The sequence below is a fragment of the Halorubrum shenae genome (assembly GCF_051194165.1).
Classification (GTDB): Archaea; Halobacteriota; Halobacteria; order Halobacteriales; family Haloferacaceae; genus Halorubrum.
Genome location: NZ_JBLZNI010000003.1, coordinates 50,407 through 69,155 on the forward strand (window position 1 = coordinate 50,407; position 18,749 = coordinate 69,155).

The 18,749-nt window shown below is 67.6% G+C and carries 18 protein-coding genes; 8 read left to right on the top strand and 10 right to left on the bottom strand.

The window, feature by feature from the left end; translation table 11 throughout:
- Positions 1–28: 28 nt before the first annotated feature.
- The 3 genes from ACNS88_RS05060 to ACNS88_RS05070 form a co-directional block, all read right to left on the bottom strand.
- Positions 29–307 (bottom strand): hypothetical protein, encoded by a 279-nt coding sequence (locus ACNS88_RS05060; RefSeq protein ID WP_435094537.1) that lies wholly within the window; start codon positions 305–307, stop codon positions 29–31.
- Positions 308–447: 140 nt separating this feature from the next.
- Positions 448–1,254, bottom strand: coding sequence for a prephenate dehydratase (gene pheA, locus ACNS88_RS05065; RefSeq protein WP_435094539.1), 807 nt, complete (start codon positions 1,252–1,254; stop codon positions 448–450).
- 180 nt (positions 1,255–1,434) lie between these two features.
- Entirely contained in the window at positions 1,435–1,770 is a 336-nt protein-coding gene (locus ACNS88_RS05070) for a hypothetical protein (protein ID WP_435094540.1), read from the bottom strand.
- Between the two features lie 218 nt (positions 1,771–1,988).
- Here ACNS88_RS05070 and ACNS88_RS05075 point away from each other — a divergent pair, with 218 nt between their 5' ends.
- Genes ACNS88_RS05075 through ACNS88_RS05090 form a run of 4 tightly spaced genes read left to right on the top strand, consistent with a single transcriptional unit; the run spans position 1,989 to position 6,085 of the window.
- Positions 1,989–3,122, top strand: coding sequence for an ABC transporter substrate-binding protein (locus tag ACNS88_RS05075; RefSeq protein ID WP_435094542.1), 1,134 nt, complete (start codon positions 1,989–1,991; stop codon positions 3,120–3,122).
- Entirely contained in the window at positions 3,119–4,270 is a 1,152-nt protein-coding gene (locus ACNS88_RS05080; protein WP_435094544.1) for an ABC transporter ATP-binding protein, read from the top strand. Before ACNS88_RS05075 ends, ACNS88_RS05080 begins: the two co-directional genes overlap by 4 nt.
- Positions 4,270–5,205, top strand: coding sequence for an ABC transporter permease (locus tag ACNS88_RS05085; protein ID WP_435094546.1), 936 nt, complete (start codon positions 4,270–4,272; stop codon positions 5,203–5,205). The genes ACNS88_RS05080 and ACNS88_RS05085 overlap by 1 nt, the downstream gene beginning before the upstream one ends.
- Positions 5,198–6,085, top strand: coding sequence for an ABC transporter permease (locus tag ACNS88_RS05090; RefSeq protein ID WP_435094548.1), 888 nt, complete (start codon positions 5,198–5,200; stop codon positions 6,083–6,085). Before ACNS88_RS05085 ends, ACNS88_RS05090 begins: the two co-directional genes overlap by 8 nt.
- A gap of 104 nt (positions 6,086–6,189) precedes the next feature.
- On the opposite strand, the gene ACNS88_RS05095 is transcribed toward ACNS88_RS05090, so the two are convergent.
- Positions 6,190–7,521: an NtaA/DmoA family FMN-dependent monooxygenase gene (locus tag ACNS88_RS05095; protein WP_435094550.1), complete on the bottom strand. Its 1,332-nt coding sequence runs from the start codon at positions 7,519–7,521 to the stop codon at positions 6,190–6,192.
- 116 nt (positions 7,522–7,637) lie between these two features.
- A complete protein-coding gene (locus tag ACNS88_RS05100; protein WP_435094962.1) occupies positions 7,638–8,162 on the bottom strand; it encodes a DUF7523 family protein in 525 nt (174 codons plus the stop codon).
- A gap of 125 nt (positions 8,163–8,287) precedes the next feature.
- Between ACNS88_RS05100 and ACNS88_RS05105 the strand changes: the two genes are divergently transcribed.
- Both ACNS88_RS05105 and ACNS88_RS05110 read left to right on the top strand, forming a co-directional pair.
- Complete coding sequence (locus ACNS88_RS05105; protein WP_435094552.1) at positions 8,288–9,157, top strand: CbiX/SirB N-terminal domain-containing protein; 870 nt, start codon at positions 8,288–8,290, stop codon at positions 9,155–9,157.
- 2 nt (positions 9,158–9,159) lie between these two features.
- Positions 9,160–10,362: a DR2241 family protein gene (locus ACNS88_RS05110; protein WP_435094554.1), complete on the top strand. Its 1,203-nt coding sequence runs from the start codon at positions 9,160–9,162 to the stop codon at positions 10,360–10,362.
- Positions 10,363–10,413: 51 nt separating this feature from the next.
- On the opposite strand, the gene ACNS88_RS05115 is transcribed toward ACNS88_RS05110, so the two are convergent.
- A complete protein-coding gene (locus ACNS88_RS05115) occupies positions 10,414–11,208 on the bottom strand; it encodes a YihY/virulence factor BrkB family protein (RefSeq protein ID WP_435094556.1) in 795 nt (264 codons plus the stop codon).
- Between the two features lie 225 nt (positions 11,209–11,433).
- On the opposite strand from ACNS88_RS05115, the gene ACNS88_RS05120 reads away from it, so the two are divergent.
- Together ACNS88_RS05120 and ACNS88_RS05125 are read left to right on the top strand one after the other, a co-directional pair.
- Positions 11,434–14,028 carry a DNA topoisomerase I gene (locus tag ACNS88_RS05120; protein WP_435094558.1) on the top strand — a complete coding sequence of 865 codons (2,595 nt, stop codon included), beginning with the start codon at positions 11,434–11,436 and terminating at the stop codon, positions 14,026–14,028.
- A 68-nt stretch (positions 14,029–14,096) separates the two neighbouring features.
- Entirely contained in the window at positions 14,097–15,515 is a 1,419-nt protein-coding gene (locus ACNS88_RS05125) for a sensor histidine kinase (protein WP_435094560.1), read from the top strand.
- A gap of 33 nt (positions 15,516–15,548) precedes the next feature.
- Here ACNS88_RS05125 and ACNS88_RS05130 read toward each other — a convergent pair whose 3' ends face one another.
- The 4 genes from ACNS88_RS05130 to ACNS88_RS05145 all read right to left on the bottom strand — a co-directional run bounded on the left by ACNS88_RS05130 (position 15,549) and on the right by ACNS88_RS05145 (position 18,575).
- On the bottom strand, positions 15,549–15,920 hold the full coding sequence (locus ACNS88_RS05130) for a DUF192 domain-containing protein (protein ID WP_435094562.1): 372 nt from the start codon (positions 15,918–15,920) through the stop codon (positions 15,549–15,551).
- Positions 15,921–15,975: 55 nt separating this feature from the next.
- On the bottom strand, positions 15,976–16,230 hold the full coding sequence (locus ACNS88_RS05135) for a glutathione S-transferase N-terminal domain-containing protein (protein WP_435094564.1): 255 nt from the start codon (positions 16,228–16,230) through the stop codon (positions 15,976–15,978).
- Positions 16,231–16,334: 104 nt separating this feature from the next.
- Entirely contained in the window at positions 16,335–17,714 is a 1,380-nt protein-coding gene (locus ACNS88_RS05140; RefSeq protein ID WP_435094566.1) for an NCS2 family permease, read from the bottom strand.
- A gap of 147 nt (positions 17,715–17,861) precedes the next feature.
- Positions 17,862–18,575, bottom strand: a complete 714-nt coding sequence (locus ACNS88_RS05145) for a phosphoribosyltransferase family protein (RefSeq protein ID WP_435094568.1) — start codon at positions 18,573–18,575, stop codon at positions 17,862–17,864.
- Positions 18,576–18,749: the final 174 nt, after the last annotated feature.

Consider the following 18,749-nt stretch of genomic DNA (forward strand, 5'->3'; position numbering starts at 1 on the left):
CGGTCCCCCACTGCGACCCGGAAGACCATTACCTCGCCGACAAAACCAATCCGGTCCCGAGGACGATGAGTCCGATCGGAAGGAGGACCGCCGGGAGCGGGATACTGCACTCGTTCGTGCCGTCGGGTGTGTACAGCAGGTCCGATCCCTCGACGCCGATGAGGCTGACACCCTGCTGCTGTGCCTCCGGGACGCCGACGTCGGTACAGCCACCGAACAGCATTCCGGGGAAGGTCGCCAGTTCCGCGAGAACGATGCTGATACCGACAACGAGGACGACGCTGCCGAGGAGGGCGATTCGCCTCATACCCGATAGACAATACCGGGGATGCTGTTAATTATTTGGCCGATTCGCGACGAACTGACGGAGAACAGTCAACAAGCCACAGCCGCCGCCGACCTCACCGCATCGTCCCGTCTAGGTATCGCGGGTACCTCGACGAAGCCTTACTCCAACACATGCTCGGTGTCGTACGACCCGAGCACGCGCACCCACCCCTTGTCGGCGATCGTTTCGATGTCCTCGACCGCCTTCGCCATGTGCTCCTCGTAGAGCCCGGCGTCGACGTCGAAGTGGAACAGGTAATCGCCGAGTCGCTCGCCGCTCGGACGCGATTCGATCCGCGAGAGGTTGAGGTTGCGGTCGGCGAACGCCTCGAGCAGTTCCAAGAGGAGGCCGGGGTAGTTCGCGTTCGGGTAGACGATCAAAGTCGTCTTCCCGCCGGCGTCGGACCGATCGGATTCGGGCCCCACGACGAGGAAGCGGGTCGCGTTGGAGGTGCGGTCCTGGATGTCCTCGGCGAGGATTTCGAGGTCGTCGCCGGCGTTGTCCGGGTGTCCGATCCCGGCGACGCGGGCGTCCTCGCGGGCGCGCTCGACCCCGCGGGCGGTGGAGGCGACCGCTTCGAGGCTCACCGACGGGTAGTTGGCCTCCAGCCAGTTGCGACACTGCGCGAGCGCCTGCGAGTGGCTGGCGACGACGTCGAACTCCGGCCCCTGCGCGAGGAGGGCGTGCCGGATCGGGGTGACGACCTCGCGGGTGACCGCCACGTCGTGGTCGGCTAGGGCGTCGAGACTCTCCGTGACCGAGCCCTCGATACTGTTCTCGATGGGGACGACTCCGCGCTCGAACTCGCCGGTCGCGACGGCGTCGACGATGGCGGTGACCGACTCGCGGAACGACACCTCGGCGGCGACGGCCCGCGCCGCACGGTGCGAGTACGTGCCGGCGGGACCGAGCGTGACAGCGTTCATCGCCCCTACCTATCCGACCGCGTTAGAAAAGCGTGCGGGGTCGCACGGATATTGGCTGGAGCGGCGGGCCGGGGAGGGTCGTCGAGCCCGTAGATCTCCGGCGCCGTTCTCCGGCGCAAGGGGAGCGATCGCGGGAGCCGAAGCGACTTTGCAGTCACAGGAGTTGAAAGGTCTCGGGAGTCACGGAAGTCGAAGCGCCCCGACGTACCGGTGCCAGCCGTCGACCGTATCGGCGTACTCGTACGCGTCGGGCGGCTCGATCCCCCACTCGCGGAGCCGCTCGTCGACGCCGTCCACGTACGTCGCGAGGAACGACCCGCGGTCCCGGAGCGTCGGCGGCGTCCGCGCGTGTTCCGTCTCGAACCGACAGCGCGCCGTGCGACCGTCGTCCGGCGGCGCGATCCGAAGCCGGAGGTCAGAGCGGAGCCGCACCCTGACCGGCGGCGGGTCACCGCGAAGGTGGCCCTCGCCGAACGCGTCGAGCGCCGCGAGGGCGTCGTCGGGGACGTGGTTCACGTTCGACAGTGGACCCGCAGGCACCTCACTCGTTCGGCGGAGTCCGCGTCCGCGGCGTTCCACTCGCCGCGGGGCATTCCTGCATGCCAGCATTGTGACGAGTCCGCACTCGATACGAGGAGAAAACGAGGGGAAATTCGATAGCCCATTCTAGCGGGACAGGGCACAATAAGCGCTGAAACACGGTGTTTTTACCCGCGGACCACTTGTGAATGGTAATGCCAGATGAAGGTGTGAATCGATCCAGACATGTTTCCCGTCGTGAGTTTGTCACCGCCGGTGGAGCGGTCGGTGTTGCCGGGTTGGCCGGCTGCGCCGGCGGCGGCGATTCGACACCCGACGGAGCGACCACCGGGGGGATGGAGTCGGACGCTCCGTTCCGCAACAAGACGTTGCGGCTCTCAACGTGGAGCGGGGCGAACGCGACCGTGTTCGAAGAAGAGATCAAGCCGGTCTACGAGGAACGGACGGGCGGCACGCTGGAGATTATTCCGGGGTGGTCGCAGATCCTCGCGAAGATTCGCTCCGCGCCCGCAGACAACCCGCCGTACGACCTCACCGTCGTGGGCGATCGGCAGCACTACATCGGCCTCCAATCGGACCTGTGGGAGCCGGTGGACTACGGTAACTTGGAGAACGGCGACGTGATCAAGCCGGAGCTCCAGCGCGAGGACCCGATCTCCGTGCCGCTCGCGTACGGCGTGATGTGTTACGCCTACGACAACGCGGCCGTCGACTGGCAGCCCGACACGTGGGCCGACCTGACGAGCGAGGCCGAGGACGTGGCGCTGCCGGGCAGCTACTGGACGAACTCGATGCAGATGGCGGCTATCGTCTCCGACGCGCAGCCGTTCGACGACGAGCTGTATTCCACCGAGGGTCACGACGCGATATTCGAGACGCTGAAGAGCATCGACACCGCGAAGTTCTACACCGGGGCCCAAGACATGTGGACGGCTATCGACCAGGGCGTGGCGACGGTGGGCCAGTACTTCTTCGCGTACTCGCTAAAGAAGTCGCAGACGACTGAGTCGACGGACATCGGGCTTCACGTCCCCGATCAGACGACCGGCTACATCGACGACTACCACGTCGTCCGCGGGACCGACCGGAAGGCGATGGCGGAGGACTTCCTCGATTTTATGCTGTCGACAGAGATGCAGTCCACCTTCGCTGAGTCGTTCAACATGGGAGTGGTCAACCCCGACGCGGAGTACCCGGAGGCGACGCGCGAGAACGTCCCGCTGTCGAACGAGGCCCTGAAGGACGTCTCGTTCCTCGAGTGGGCGGACGTCTCGGAGTACGCGAGCGAACTCAACGAGCAGTTCAAGGAACTGAAAGCCAGCGTATGACGACTCCGGTGTTAGAACTCGACGGTGTCACGAAGCGGTTCGGTTCGATGACCGCCGTCGATGACGTGTCACTGTCGGTCGCCGAGGGAGAGCTCGTCTGCTTGCTCGGCCCCTCCGGATGCGGGAAGTCGACGACGCTGCGGAGCGTCGCCGGCTTCGAGACCCCTGACGACGGCGCCGTCCGGATCGAGGGGCGCGACGTGACGGCCACCCCGCCAAACGAACGACCGTGTACGATGGTGTTTCAGAACTGGGCGTTGTTCCCGAACAAGACGGTCCGAGAGAACGTCGCGTTCGGGCTCAAAATGGCCGGCGCGGGTGAGCACGAGCGGCGCGAGCGCGCCGCCGACCTGCTCTCGCTCGTCGAGATGAGCGATCAGGCGGACGCTCGCCCCGGAGAGCTGTCGGGCGGACAGAAACAACGGGTAGCGCTGGCGCGGTCGCTGGCGCCTGACCCCGACCTGCTTCTGCTCGACGAGCCGCTGTCGAACCTCGACCGCAAGCTTCGTGAGGCGATGCAGCTGGAGATAAAGGAGATCCAAGCGACTCTCGGCACGACAATGGTGTACGTCACCCACGACCAAGACGAGGCGTTCACGCTGGCCGACCGCATCGGCGTGATGAACGACGGGCGGTTGGTCCAGACCGGGCCGCCGTCGGACGTGTACACCGACCCGGACGACCGGTTCGTCGAGTCGTTCCTCGGCACGACAAACTTCGTCGAGTGCACCGTTGCGCGCGCCGAGACGCCGCAGCGGAAACCGTCGGCGGACGGCGGCCTCGCCGACGATCGGGTGCCGCTGGAGACGCCGCTCGGATCGTCGCTGGCCGCGCCGGCGAGCGATGACCTCGAACCCGGCGACCGCGTGACCGCCTCGCTTCGACCGGAGCGGCTGTCCGTCAGCGTGGACGCCGACGCCGGCGCGAGCGCCGCCGACAGCCCGGGCGCCTTCGCAGCGCGGGCGGCCGTCGAGAACGTGCTTCACCGCGGATCGACCGTCAGGTACGAGCTCACGGTCGGCGACGTAACCTTGTTCACCGAGCGACGGATGGCCGACCGACTGGATATCGAACCCGGCGACGCGGTGACGGTCTGGTGCGGGAGCCACGACGTGTCGTACTTCGGCCCCGCGGGGGCACGCGTCTGATGAGCCTCGGCGACGCGACCGCCACCGACGGCGGCGTCCGAACCGCACTCCGACGCGCGACCGCCGCCGTCGGCGGGCGCTCGGCCGGGCTGGTCGCACCGCTGTTACTGTTCGACCTCCTGGTATTCGTGGTGCCGTTCGGTTATCTCGTGCGGATCAGCCTCACCGAACAGGCGACGGCTCAGGCGTTCGTCCGGGGGACGTGGTCGCTCGACGGGTATCGGTTTATCGCAGAGTCGGCGACGATCCGTCGGGAGTTCGTGTTCACCCTCGGGTTCGCCGTCGTCGTAACGGCGTTGGCTGTCGGGATCGGCTTAGTGTACGCATACGCGATGTGGCGGGCGGAGGGACCGCTACGGGTGGCTCTCGTCGCCGGCGTGTTGGTGTCGATGTTCACCGCCATCGTCGTAAAGTTGTTCGCGGCCGTCCTCGTGTTTTCGCCGAACGGCGTGATCAACGCCGCGCTCGTCGGCAGCGGGGTGATCGCGGCGCCGCTCATGCTCGTCAACAACGTCCCTGGCGCGGTGCTCGCACAGCTGTACATCGTCGTCCCGTACGCGGTGCTCGCGACCTTTTCGGTGCTCGCGACGGTCGACGAGTCGCTCGTCGAGGCGGCTCGGGACCTGGGCGCGTCGCGACCGCGAGCGTTCCTTGCGGTCGTGTTACCCCACACCGTTCCGGGGCTGCTCGTCGCTGGCGTGATCGCGTTCACGTGGAGCGTCGGGTCGTACGCCGCGCCGTTGCTGCTCGGGTCCGGCTCCGAGCGAACGGTCGGTATCGAGGTCGCGGACCTGCTCTTACAGGAGTTCGACTGGTCGGCGGCCGCCGCGCTGGCAGTCGTCGTGACGGCGACCGTGATCGCCGCGCTGACGCTGGCGTACCTGCTCATGCGTCGCCAGGGCGGCGCGAGCGCGGAGGTGGCCGCGGATGGCTGAATCCGGTGCCGACGCGAGTGCGGAAGACGCCGCCCCGGCGCCGGCGATCGGTGCCGCGTCGGCTCGACCGCTCGCGGCTCGTCTCGCAGAGCGGTCCGGGACGATCGCGTTTCGGATCGCTTACCTCGCCGTGTTCGCGTTCCTGCTCGCGCCGTTCGTCGTCGTCGCGGGCACGTCGCTGGACGCGTCCGGAGCGGTCGTGTTCCCCCCGTCTGGTGTGTCGCTGCGGTGGTACGATACGTTGCTTTCGAGCCCGGACTGGATCCGCGCGGCGCGCAACAGCCTGATCGTCGCGGGCGGGACGACGGTGGTGTCAACGACACTCGGCGTCGGCGCGGCACTCGGCCTTCGGAACGTCGACTCGTGGCCCGCCACCGTCATTACCGGAATCGCGCTCGTCCCGCTACTGGTCCCCGGCGTCGTCCTCGGCGTCTCGCTACTGGTCTTTTTCAGTAAGCTCGGCCTCCAGCAACAGATCCCGACGATCGTGGCCGCCCACTCGCTGTGGGCGACGCCGCTCACCTTCTCGGTGATGCGAGCGACGTTCGCGCGGTACGACTGGCGACTCCGTGACGCCGCCCTCGACCTCGGCGCCTCACGCCCACGGGCATTCCTCGAGGTCGTGGTGCCGAACGTGCGAGCGGGGCTGCTGGCGGCCGCCTGTATCGCGTTCGTCGTCAGCCTCCAGGAGTTCGTCATGTCGCTGTTCCTCTCCGGTCGCGAGACGCGGACGATCCCGGTGATGGCGTGGAACTCGCTGCGGAACTCGCTGGACCCGCTGGTGAGCGTCACCTCGACGCTGCTGGTCGTCGCCGTCTTGCTCGTCGTCCTCGCCGTCGGCGTCACCGCGGGGCTCGAACGGATCGCGCGCGACACCTGACCGCGGCGGCCCCTGCGGCTCGGATACGACGATTGCGGTCGCCCGCGACTCAGCGCGGGCGCAACGACCGCCGCACAACGACCGCCGACGCTATCGGTTCGTCGTCACTCCCGTCGACCGGCCGGGTGTCTGGCGTTCGGCTCGTCGGTGCCGAACAGGCGTTTCCGAAGCGTACCGCCGCCCGCGTCGGCGGCGAGCAGGCCGCGGTCGCGGAGTTCGGGCACTAAACGCTCCGTGACGCGGTCGAGGGTCCGCGGGACGAGCGCGGGCATGACAACGAAGCCGTCGGCGCCCGCCGCCAACCACCGCTCCAGCTCGTCGGCGACCTCGGCGGGCGTACCGGCCGGCTCCGGCACCGGATATCGGGCGTACCGCTTCGCGGCCTCACCGATGGTCCACGCGCGGTCGTCGTCGAGGAACGCGCGGAGGACGCCCCGGATCCCCTCGGCGGGGACGTCGCGCAGCGGCTCGTCGAGCGCATGCCGACTGTAGTCGTAGTCCAGGTGCGAGGAGAGCCTGACCAGCCCGGTCTCGGGCTCGACGAGGTCGCGGACTTCGGCACGGGCGGCCTCCGCCGCGGCCGTCGTCTCGGCGACATACGGCGTTACCCCCGGACAGACACGGACGTCGTCCGGGTTCCGACCGGCCTCCCGAGCCCGTGTCCGGAGGTCGGCGGCGTGGTCGGCGAAGGCGTCCCGCGAGAGCGCGAACGCGAAGGCTACCTCCGCGTGGCGGGCGGCGACGGCGCGGCCCCGCTCCGACTGTCCGGCCTGGAATAAGACCGGCGCGCGTTGGGGGGTCGGCGCGCAGCCGAACGGTCCGGCGACGGAGAAGCGCTCGCCCTCGTGGTCGATCCGCGAGACTGCGTCGGGGTCGACGAACGTGTCGGCGTCGGCGTCGCGGACGACCGCGTCGTCCGTCCACGAGTCGGTCCATAGGGCGTAACAAACGGCGAGGAACTCCTCCGCGCGGTCGTACCGCTCGTCGTGGTCGAGGTACTCGCCGCGGACGTTGGCGAACTCGTTTCGACCGGAGGAAGTGACGACGTTCCAGCCGACGCGGCCGTCGGAGAGGGCGTCGATCGTCGCGAATTTCGTCGCGAGGACGTACGGTTCGTAGAAGGAGGTAGAGGCGGTGGCGATCAAGCCGAGGTCGTCCGTGGCGTCTGCGAGCGCGGTCAGCAACGGGAGCGGATCGTACTCGGGGACCTGCTCGCCGCGTCGGAGAGCCGGGACGTAGTCGTCGTCGTAGCGGTCGGCGACGTTGAACGAGTCGGCGAAGAAGAGCCCGTCGAAGCCGCCGGCTTCGAGGTCGCGAGCCAATCCGCGCCACCACGAGAGGTCGCGGACACCGTCCGTCTGCTCGTGGGCGGGATGCCGCCACGCGTCCTCAACGACGGGGGAGTGACTGCAGTTGGTGTACGCAAACAGGTGCACACCGGATATTAAGCCACGGACCGATTGAATCTGTCGCGGCTCACCGCTCCGTCCGTCGTCGCCGCGGGTACGCCGTTGTCGACGTCGGTACGCCGTTGTCGACGCCAGTCTCGTGCTTACAACGCTCCGTCGACCGGCACAGCAGACAGCGCGTCCTCCGTGACTCGGACCGCAGTCGCGCCGTCGCGGCGGCCCACGACGACGGCGAGGGCGTCCCCGGCGACTCCCGCAGCCGCGACGTCGACGTCGACGGCGTCGAGACGGCGGAGGACGGCCGCAAGCGCCCCGGCGTCGACCTCGCCGGTCGCGAGGATCGCCGTCTGGCGTCCCTCGGAGCCGACCGTCGTCCCGCCGACGCTGAGGAGCGGGGCGGCGGCGTCCGCGTCTCCCACCACCCCGACCCCGCTCCGCATCGACACGGTGGCCGCGCGGTCGGCAGTCGCGTAGTCGGACAGCTCCTCGCGGAACCGGCGGAGCGCGGTCGCGATCGCGTCGGTGTCGGCGTCGCCGTCGCCACCGAGGTCTGCCTTCTCGGCCAGCCACGTGGCGGCGGCGCTGTGGTTGAGAACGCCGGCGCGGAGCGCGTCGAGAACGAACGGTCGGGCCCGGGCCGCGTCACGGGTGTCGGCTGCCAGCGACATGACCGTATCTGCGGTGCGGGCCGGCATGGCGATTTCGGTCGGCGACCGGAGAGCCGGTCGCTTCATCGTTCCCACGCGCCCACACGTGCCGAAGTCCCTAAGAGCCGCGCGCCCCCAGCGTCTGTATGCAGTCGCTCGTCATTGTCGCACACGGCTCACACCTCAACCCGGGGTCGAGCGCGCCGACGTACGACCACGCGGACACCGTCCGCGCGACCGGCGCCTTCGACGAGGTGAAGACCGGCTTCTGGAAGGAGGAGCCGCACTTCCGCGAGGTGCTTCGTACCGTCGAGGGCGACGAGATATACGTCGTCCCGCTGTTCATCTCCGAGGGCTACTTCACCGAGCAGGTGATCCCCCGCGAGCTCCGGCTCGACGGCTGGGACGTATCGGAGTGGGACTCCGACGGCCTCTCGGCAGATCAGGCCACCCTCGTCGCCGAGGACATCGACCGCGAGGTCCACTACTGCGGTCCGGTCGGGACCCACCGGGCGATGACCGACGTGATCGTTCGGCGCGCGGAGTCGGTCACCGGCGACCCCAACGTGGGCGACGGCGTCGGCCTCGCCGTCGTCGGCCACGGCACCGAGCGCAACGAGAACTCGGCGAAGGCGGTCGCGTACCACGCCGACCGGATCGCCGAGCGCGACCGCTTCGACGAGGTGAAGGCGCTCTACATGGACGAGGACCCCGAGGTCGACGACCTCCCGGAGTTCTTCGAGAGCGACGACGTGGTCTTAGTCCCCCTCTTCATCGCCGACGGCTACCACACCCAAGAGGACATCCCGGAGGACGTCGGGCTCTGTGAAGACCACACCGAGGGGTACGACGTTCCCACCGAGGTCGACGGCACCCGAATCTGGTACGCGGGCGCGGTGGGCACCGAGCCCCTGATGGCCGACGTGCTCTTAGAGCGCGCGGCCGACGCCGGCGCCGACCTCGGGACCGCGCTCGACGACGTGCGCGAGACGACCCGCGTCGCCACGGGGGACTGACAGTGGCCGACCCCACACCCGAGAGCGCAGACACCGCGACCGGCGAACCCGAACCCCCCGAGATCGACCTCCCGAGCGACGCCTTCGACGCGGTCCTCGACGCGCTCGATGGTCGCGACCCCGACGACTCCCTTCGGTTCGAGGGGTTCAGCGTCGCGCGGGACGCCGGGAGCAGCGGCGAGGACGACTCCGAAGAGTACGTCCTCGCCGACGGCGATCGCCGGACCGGACTGAGCGAGCGCGACCTCCACGAGGCGCTCGACGAGCGCGCCCCCGCGGTGACGGACTGGTACGCCTTCGAGCGCGTCGTCGGCGAGTTCGGGCCGCGTCGCGCGTTCCTGCGCTGGCTGGAAGACGCCGACGGCGCGACGGTGGCGACACGGTACGCCGCGCTCGCAGAAGGGATCGAGCGCGCGTGGGGCGAGTTGCGAATCACGGCCACAGTCACCGACCGCGGCGAGCGCCGGTACGACGTGCGCCACGTCGACGACGCTGGCGTTCCGGTCGATGAACTCGACGCCTACGACGACCCGCTCGACGCTCGCGATCTGGTGACGCTCGACGAGAAAGGGCGCTACCGGCCCCTCAAGACCGCGCCGTCGCTTGCGGGCGGCTGGGCCTTCTCCGATCTCGGCCCGAGGGACGCGTACGAGGCGGTCGAGACGATCTACCCCGCGACGGTCGCCAACTGGCACCGCGAGCGCGAGGGCGATCTCGACGTGACTCACTGGCGCGAGACGATGGCGCGGCAGTCCGGCATCTACGGCGTCGTGAAGACGTGGGACCGCGGCGAGGGGTACGAACACGTCAACTGGGTCGCGGAGGCGTGCTGTGACGACTCGCAGTGTCTGAAGCGCCGCGAGTGGGAGTACGACGAGGAGACGGACCTCGACGTCGACGGCGGGGACGGCGTCTTCCCCTGCCGGGAGCCCTGCTCGGTCGTCGTCTCGGCCGCGCGCAAGTGGACCCGCCTCGAAAGCGAACAGCCCCGGAGCTACGAGTTCGAGCTGACCCCGAGCGAGAAAGAGCAGGTCGAGGCGGTCATCGACGCGGTCGCCGACGACCGGAGCGACGAGATTCGCGAGGCCGACACGAAGGAGGGGGCGAACCGCTACCGGACCCGGTTCCTGCGCGCCAAGCTGTTCGACGACGAGGGGAACCTCGGCGGCGTGCCGACCGACCCCGACGAGGAAGGCGAAGAGTAGGGCGCGCTAAGAAGGACACTATTCTATCAGGAGCCAGATCGGTTCTCGTCTTCAGTACCTCCGCGACACGCCCTCACGGTCATCCGTGCCGGCGATCACGGTGTTCACAATTGCTCCGATCATGAGTATAATGGCGCCCAGATAGTAGCTCGTGAGGATGATGATGATCCCACTGAGAACGCCATACAGTGCATATTGAGCGGCATTAGCGGCATAAAAGCTGACGGCTGTCAGCAGGATCGTCCACCCGACTGCGGCTGTCAGCGCACCTGGGAGCGCTTCTGTCAGTGAAGTCACCACCCGTGACGGAGCGTAGTAGAGCGGGAGGAACGCGACCGTCAGCGTGCCAAATTGAACGAACGGCCTGCTATAGGAAAGTAATTGACCGACCGGCAAGAGCACAAATAGCAAGTTGGTGAGGATAACCGCGACAATGACCAAGCCGAAGGAGCCGATAATGCTACTGGCATCGTGAAGCTGAGTGCGAAGTGATTCTCGAGGGAGTTGTTCAACGCGGTTGACGACCGTCTGAAAGCCGATCACGATGTTTATCCCAGCCCAAGTAAACACGCCGATCGCGAGCAGGGCCGCCCACATTCGCCCTGACGCAGTGACCAACGCGTCGGAGAGTAGCCGCTGGGCACCGGGCGTGAGGAAATCGGGCGTGATTGTTTGAATCTGTCTGACGAGTTGCTCGCTGATGACGGCCACCACCAATATCAGAATCGGAACTTGGGAGACGAAGGCGTAATACGCGAGTGCAGCCGCCGGATACCTGACATCGTGTTCCCTGGACATCCGACCGACAGTCAACGCGACTTCAAGCGCGTGGCCCAAGCGTCTCATACCTCATCTACGGAAATGCGGGCAAAAAGTGCTGTCTCGCTCGTACACCTTCCAAAAACCGCTCCCACGGAGACAAATGTCCGTCGCCGACACCGTTTCCGCCTTTAGGCGCGGACACCGCGAACACGGCGATCACCGCGGTCGTATCACGCATTCCCGCGCGTGCGGGCGATATTACGTGATGTCACGAAACCTTTAGACGGGAGAGCGGCCTATCCCGAGGCAATGAGTCGCGGCCCCGAACTGATAATCACGGAGAAAGACAACGCGGCGCGCCGTATCGCCGAGATCCTGAGCGGCGAGTCGGCGACGGCGGAGCGGCAGAACGACGTGAACGTGTACAAGTGGGGCGGCAAGCGCTGTATCGGCCTCTCTGGTCACGTCGTCGGTGTCGACTTCCCGGCGGAGTACAACGACTGGCGCGACGTCGAGCCCGTCGAGCTGATCGACGCGCCGGTCACCAAAGAAGCCACCCAAGAGGGAATCGTCGCGGCCCTCCGCAAGCTCGCTCGCAACGCCTCCCGAGTCGTCATCGCGACGGACTACGACCGCGAGGGCGAACTAATCGGCAAGGAGGCGTACGAGCTGGTCCGCGAGGTGAACGAGGACGCGCCGATCGATCGGGTCCGGTTCTCCTCGATCACCGATAACGAGGTGAACGAGGCGTTCGCGAACCCCGACGACCTCGACTTCGATCTGGCCGCCGCCGGGGAGGCCCGGCAGGTGATCGACCTAACGTGGGGCGCGGCGCTCACCCGATTCCTCTCCCTCTCGGCCCGCCAGCTCGGCGACGACTTCATCTCGGTGGGGCGGGTACAGGGACCGACGCTCAAGCTGATCGTCGACCGCGAACGCGAGATTCAGGCGTTCGACCCCGAGGCCTACTGGGAGCTGTACGGGAACCTGACCAAGTCCGGCGGCGACCCCTTCGAGGCGCGCTACTTCTACCTGAACGACGAGGGCAACGAGGCCGAGCGCGTCTGGGACGGCGACGTCGCGGAAGTCCTCACCGAGGCCCTCGACGCGACCGACGAGGCGATCGTCGACGACGTGCGCCGGCGGACTCGCACCGACGACCCGCCGACCCCGTTCAACACCACGGCGTTCATCCGCGCCGCGGGGTCGCTGGGGTACTCCGCACAGCGCGGCATGTCGCTCGCGGAGGACCTGTACACCGCCGGCTACGTCACCTACCCGCGGACGGATAACACGGTGTACCCCGAAGACCTCGACCCGCGAGAGCTGATCGAGGAACTCTCGGCCGCATCGACGTTCGGGAAGGACGCGAAGAGCCTGCTCGAACAGGAGGAGATCGAGCCGACCGAGGGCGACAAAGAGACGACCGACCACCCGCCGGTCCACCCGACCGGAGAGCTTCCATCCGCCTCCGACCTCTCGGAGGACGAGTGGGAGGTGTACGAGCTGATCGTCCGGCGCTTTTTGGCGACCTGCGCCGAGCCCGCGACGTGGGAGCGGCTCCGTGTCGTCGCGCTCGCGAACGACGCGGCGACCGGAATCGCGGAGCGCGCAGACGGCCTCGCCGCCCTCCGCGACCCGGACGAGGCGAGCGGCCCCGGCGACCTCGTCGCCGACGGCGGCCTCCGCCTGAAGGCGAACGGGAAGCGCCTCCTTGAAGCGGGCTACCACGACGTGTATCCCTACCGCTCCAGCGACGAGCGGATCGTCCCGGACGTCGAGGTCGGCGAGACCCTCGCACTCACCGACCGACGGACCGACGCGAAAGAGACCCAGCCGCCCCGCCGGTACGGGCAGTCCCGGCTCATCGAGGAGATGGAGAAGCGCGGCGTCGGCACCAAGGCGACCCGTCACCGCACCCTCGAAAAGCTGTACGACCGCAACTACATCGAGAGCGACCCGCCGCGGCCTACCCGACTCGCGGAGGCCGTCGTCGAGGCCGCCGAGGAGTTCGCTGGCCACATCGTCAGCGAGGAGATGACCGCGCAGCTCGAACGCGACATGCAGGCGATCGCGGCCGGCGAGAAGGAGTACGACGAAGTGACCGAGGCGTCCCGAGAGCTGCTCGACCGCGTGTTCGACGACCTCACCGAGTCGCGCGAGGCGGTGGGCGACCACCTCCAGAAGTCGTTGAAGGCGGACAAGACGCTCGGCCCCTGCCCTGAGTGTGGCGAAGACCTTCTGGTTCGGAAGTCCAGACAGGGGTCGTACTTCGTCGGCTGTGACGGCTACCCAGACTGCGAGTACACCCTGCCGCTCCCCTCGACCGGGAAGCCCCTCATCCTCGACGAAACCTGTGAGGACCACGAACTTCGAAACGTGAAGATGCTCGCAGGCCGGAAGACGTTCGTCCACGGCTGCCCGCAGTGCAAGGCCGACGAGGCCGACGAGCAGGAGGACGAGGTGATCGGCGTTTGCCCCGAATGCGGAGAGGAGCACGGCGGGGACCTCGCCATCAAACGGCTCCGCTCCGGCTCCCGGCTCGTCGGCTGCACGCGCTACCCCGACTGCGACTACTCGCTGCCGCTCCCGCGGCGCGGCGAGATCGAGGTCACCGACGAGACCTGCGAGGAACACGATCTCCCGCACCTCCGGGTCCACTCCGGCGACGAGCCGTGGGAACTGGGCTGTCCGATCTGCAACTACCGAGAGTTCACCGCCCGACAGGAGGGCTCGGAGCTCCAGACCGTCGAGGGGATCGGCGAGAAGACCGCGGAGAAGCTGAAAGACGCCGGCGTCGACGGCGTCGACGACCTCAAGTCGGTCGACCCGGACGACCTCGCCGCAAACGTCGACGGCGTGGGCGCCGACACGGTCCGCGATTGGCAGGCAAAGGCGGACTGAGCACGCTCCCGCCCTCTGCGGAGTCCCCTCGTTGTTTATAAGCTCCGCGCCCATCGTTCAGGGTATGGATGGATCGTGACGGCGAGTCGACACCCCGCGTGGTGCGGTCGTTCGTCGAGGCGGTGCCGACCCCGACAGTGGCCTGCGATCCCGAGACGCACGCGATCCGGGCGGCGAACGCGCCGGCAGCCGCGCTGCTCGGGCAGGACCGCAAGACCCTCACCCTGATGGGACTCACCGACCTCGGTGAGGCCGACGAGACCGTCGAGGGCGATCCGGTGGCCGGGACGGTCGACGAGGCGGTCGACCGAGAAGGAGTCACCGACTTCGAGTGGGAGGTCGGCGGAGAGCGGGGACGCCGCCGCCTCTCGCTTTCGCTCCGCACGGCGACGATCGCCAACGAGCGGTGGCTGATCGTCGGGCTGACCGACGTAACCGACCGCGTCACCGCCGAGGAGAAGCTCCGATCACAGCTGCGCGTCGTCGACGCCGTCGCCTCGACAGTGCCCGCCGCGCTGTTCCAGTGTGGCTCGGACGGAACGCTCGCGCGCTGGAACGAGCGACTCGCGACCGATGCCGGGCGAGGAGGCGAGTCGTTGTCAGGGACTGACCTAACGGGGCTGTTCGACGACGAAACCCGCGACGCCGTCTCGGAGGCGCTCCGGCGCGTGTACCGCGATCGCGAGCCGGCGAACTGCGAGGCGACGCTGCTAACGCGGTCTGGCGAGCGCGTCCCGTACCGCCTGGCGCTCGGACCGATCCTCGACGCCGGCGAGGTCGTCGGCGCGATCGGCGTCGGCGAGGACCGCACGGAGGCGTCGCTCCGCGAGGAGCGGCTCGCCGTCCTGACCCGAGTGCTCAGGCACAACTTCCGGAACGACCTCAACGTGGTGACGGGATTCACGGAGCGAGCCATCGAAGCCGTCGAGGATCCCGAACTGGTGGGAGAGCTCGAACGGGTCGTCGACACCGCCGAGCGTCTGCTCCGCGTCGGCGAGACCTCTCGGCGCGTCGAGCGGCTGCTCGCCGACCGACCCGCGCCCGACCGGCTCGACCTCGCCGACGCGGTCGACGAGGCGCTGGGCGCACTCCCTCCGGAGCTCCGCGAGAGCGCCGACATCGAGGTCGACGTGCCCGAGGGGATCACGGTGTCAGCGATCGGCTACCTCGCCGAGGCGATCGCGGAGATCGTCGAGAACGCGATCCGCCACAGCGACGCCGAGCGCCCGCGAGTCGAGATCACGGCCGCGAAACTCCCGAGCGAGGCGTGGGCATCGCTCGTCGTCGCCGACGACGGGCCGGGGATCCCCCCCGCCGAGCGTGCGGTGCTCACCGGAGAGGAGACGCCGCTGGAGCACGCGAGCGGGCTCGGACTCTGGTACGTCAACTGGATCGTCAGCGCCGGCGGGGGGTCGTTCGACATCAGCGAGAGCAAAACCGGCGGGACCCGGATCGAGATGGAGCTCCGGACGCGGGACGACGGGTGACTGGTGGTGTGAGCGGCCGATCTCGAAGTCGACTCACTCGACGAGTCGAACCTCGTCGCCGACCGCGACCTCGTCGACGGCACCGGCTGGGAGTTCGATCACCGTGTCCGCGCGGCCGCGGCCCAGCCCGACGAACGGGGCGAGCCGTTTCGTCCGCTGTACCTCGCCGCCGACGAGCCACAGCGCGTCGATCGCGAAGGGGACGAACAACATGTGAAGCCACTGCGTGTCCGGCGCGTCGAAGGGGAACACGAGCGCGTAGTCGTCGGGGATCGACCGGCGGAACATCAGCCCGCGGCCCTGTTCGATCGTCGAGCGCGCCACGTCGACGTCGCTCGCGAGGAGCGTAGACGACTGGTCGCCGTCGGACGACGCGCGTCGGTGGACGAGTCGCACGCTGGACACGTGACGGGCGCCGGATAAATAGCCTCGCGATCGGGCGGCGCTTCTGGTGGCCGAGCTAGCTCGCGTTGCCGTACGTCTCGTCGAGGTACTCAACGATGTCGCCGCTCTCGGACATCCCCTCGATCCCGTGTTCCTCGTCGACGAGGACGGGGACGCCGGTCTGCCCGGAGAGCTCCTCCACCTCGGTGCGCTCGCCGTGCGAGCGCGGCACCATCACCGACTCGTACTCCAGATCGAGGTCGGCAAGCTTGGTCTTCACCTTTGCACAGTACGGGCAGCCCTTCAGTTCGTACAGCGTCAGATCTGCCATCACCGATCGGTAAGGGACAGACGGATAAAGAAGTACGGTGGGCGGTGCGCGCGGGACGCACGGGCGGTGTCCACAGTTAAAAGGTACTGTGCCGGAGACGCCTCTCAGAGGATAACACCGCGCGTCTGCAGCACGTAGTAAACAACCAGAAGCGCCGCGATGACGTACTGACCGAGCGCGACCTCGTCGTACTCACCGATTGCAACCTTGATCAGCGGGTAGGCGACGATACCGGCGGCGAGCCCGTCGGCGATCGAGTAGGCGAACGGCATCACGGTGACGGTGAGGCCGGCGGAGACGGCCCACGCCGGGTTGCTCCAGTCGACCTCGACGAGCCCTTGCAACATCATCACGCCGACGACGATCAGCGCGATGAAGGAAGCGTACGCCGGGATCGCGGCGACGACGGGGATCACCGCGAGCGAGACAACGAACAGCAGCGCGACGACCAGCGCCGTCAGGCCTGTGCGGCCACCCTCTTCGACGCCCGTCGACGACTCGATGTACGTCGTCACCGTGGATGTACCGAGCACCGCACCGGCGGTCGTCCCTACCGCGTCGGCCATCAGCGGCTTGTCCATGTCGGGGAGGTCGCCGTCTTCGTCGAGGAAGTCACCGAACTGCGAGACGCCGATGAGCGTCCCGGCGGTGTCGAAGAAGTCGACGAAGAAGAACGTGAACACGACCAAGACGAACGTGAGGGGGTCGATCTGTCCCAACCCGTCGACGAACGCGCCCGCGAGCGGGGTGATGTCGTACTGCGCGCTCGGGAGCGTCTCCGGCGTGATCGCGCCGCGCTCGAAGACGCCGGCGAGCGTGAGCCCCCATCCGGCCAGCGACGTGGTCACGATACCGACCACGATCGAGCCCGTGATCCCGCGCGCCCAGAGGCCGAAGGTAAACGCGAGCCCGAGTAGCCCTAAGATCGCCCACGGGTTCCCGAATATCCCGCCGAGCGTGACGAGCGTCGCGTCGCTAGGGACGACGATCTGGAGCTCTTGGAAGCCGATGAACAACAGGAAGAGGCCGATACCCGCGCCGACCGAGCGCTTCACCGGCTCGGGGAACAGCCGGATGACGTACTCGCGCGCGCCGACCGCGGTGAGCAGCATGAACAGGACCCCTTCGACGAACACCGCGGCGAGGGCCGTCTGCCACGGAATTTCGAGCGCTATCACGACCGTGTACGCGAAGAAGGCGTTGAGCCCGAGGCCGGGCGCGAGCCCGAACGGTCGGTTCGCGTACAGCGCCATCACGACCGTCGCGATCGCCGCCGAGAGGATCGTCGCGATAGCGATCATCTGGAACACCTCGCCCTGTCCGTACCCATCGATCCGGATCGCTTCCGAAAGGATTGCGGGATTCACGACGATGATGTACGACATCGCGAGGAAGGTGGTGAGCCCCGCGACCAGCTCCGTACGGACATCAGAGTCGTGCTCCTTTACGTCGAACCGCGCGGCCAGCGTGTCTGAGATCCCCATTGAACGGGTGAGTGTTCCCCAGGATCGAGTGATAAGCTTTGCTGAATGTCAGCGACTAGTATGCAAGTACGTGTGTATAAAACCGGTTTAAAACGTTAGAGAGCCAAGAGAAATGCGCGAACGTGCGTATCAAAAGCGAAACCGCGCCTATTCGAACGTCGTCAGGGCACCTACTGGGGCGTCGGTGATATCCCGCGCGCGCTGCATCCCCTCATCGCCGACAGCGATGAGGGTGAACACGCCGGTGACGTCGGCGTCGGCCTGCAAGGCGATGTCGAGGAGCAGTTCCTGCGTCTCGCCGGAGCGGATCAGGTCGTCGACGACGAGGACCGTATCGCCGGCGTCAATCGCGCTCGCGGGGAGGTAGTAGGTGAGCTCGATCCCGGATGCGAGCCGCTGGCGCGACTCGATGAACTCTTCGACGGCGGTCTCCTTCGACTTCTTGGCGTACGCGAGCCGCGCGTCGAAGAAAGAGGCCATCGCCGCACCGAGGGTGATCCCGTCCGTGGCCGCGGTGAGCACCACGTCCGGCGACTCGAACTCGAACGTCTCCGCGGCGACGGGCGCGACCAAGTCGAGGAACGACTGGTCGAAGACGACTCCGGAGTTGTCGACGTACCCCTCGTCGTCGAACTCGACCCGGGCGAGCAGCTCGTCGGCGAGGGCGTCGCGACCGACGGCCTCGACGACCTCGCTCGCGCGGTCCGTTCCGGGAAGCACGTGACCGTTGACGTATCGGTTTAAATCGCCCGCGGGTAATCCCGTCACGTCGGACAGCTCCTCGTAGGTTCGCGTCTCCTTCAACATCCGCAACACGGCGACCGCCTGCAGCTGGAGGGCCGCCTTCTCTGCTCGATTCATAAGGATGATCGTGATCGCACAAGTATGAATACGTCGAAGTGTTCGTCGAGAGAGATACACATGAGTATGCGTGGCTGAAGCCCGCCGAGGGGGCGCAGCCGGACCGTCAGCGTACCGGTCGCGTCGGCCGCCACCCGGACTCCTCTGATCGCCGGCGCCGAGCCCTCGAACGAC

What these genes read in the sequence shown, in the direction of transcription:
- ACNS88_RS05115 (WP_435094556.1), bottom strand. Translation starts at nt 11,208, where the DNA reads ATGAGACGCTTGGGCCACGCGCTTGAAGTCGCGTTGACTGTCGGTCGG.
- ACNS88_RS05135 (WP_435094564.1), bottom strand. Translation starts at nt 16,230, where the DNA reads ATGGCAGATCTGACGCTGTACGAACTGAAGGGCTGCCCGTACTGTGCA.
- ACNS88_RS05120 (WP_435094558.1), top strand. Translation starts at nt 11,434, where the DNA reads ATGAGTCGCGGCCCCGAACTGATAATCACGGAGAAAGACAACGCGGCG.
- ACNS88_RS05075 (WP_435094542.1), top strand. Translation starts at nt 1,989, where the DNA reads ATGCCAGATGAAGGTGTGAATCGATCCAGACATGTTTCCCGTCGTGAG.
- ACNS88_RS05080 (WP_435094544.1), top strand. Translation starts at nt 3,119, where the DNA reads ATGACGACTCCGGTGTTAGAACTCGACGGTGTCACGAAGCGGTTCGGT.
- ACNS88_RS05145 (WP_435094568.1), bottom strand. Translation starts at nt 18,575, where the DNA reads ATGAATCGAGCAGAGAAGGCGGCCCTCCAGCTGCAGGCGGTCGCCGTG.
- ACNS88_RS05105 (WP_435094552.1), top strand. Translation starts at nt 8,288, where the DNA reads ATGCAGTCGCTCGTCATTGTCGCACACGGCTCACACCTCAACCCGGGG.
- pheA (WP_435094539.1), bottom strand. Translation starts at nt 1,254, where the DNA reads ATGAACGCTGTCACGCTCGGTCCCGCCGGCACGTACTCGCACCGTGCG.
- ACNS88_RS05085 (WP_435094546.1), top strand. Translation starts at nt 4,270, where the DNA reads ATGAGCCTCGGCGACGCGACCGCCACCGACGGCGGCGTCCGAACCGCA.
- ACNS88_RS05100 (WP_435094962.1), bottom strand. Translation starts at nt 8,162, where the DNA reads ATGTCGCTGGCAGCCGACACCCGTGACGCGGCCCGGGCCCGACCGTTC.
- ACNS88_RS05060 (WP_435094537.1), bottom strand. Translation starts at nt 307, where the DNA reads ATGAGGCGAATCGCCCTCCTCGGCAGCGTCGTCCTCGTTGTCGGTATC.
- ACNS88_RS05125 (WP_435094560.1), top strand. Translation starts at nt 14,097, where the DNA reads ATGGATCGTGACGGCGAGTCGACACCCCGCGTGGTGCGGTCGTTCGTC.
- ACNS88_RS05140 (WP_435094566.1), bottom strand. Translation starts at nt 17,714, where the DNA reads ATGGGGATCTCAGACACGCTGGCCGCGCGGTTCGACGTAAAGGAGCAC.
- ACNS88_RS05090 (WP_435094548.1), top strand. Translation starts at nt 5,198, where the DNA reads ATGGCTGAATCCGGTGCCGACGCGAGTGCGGAAGACGCCGCCCCGGCG.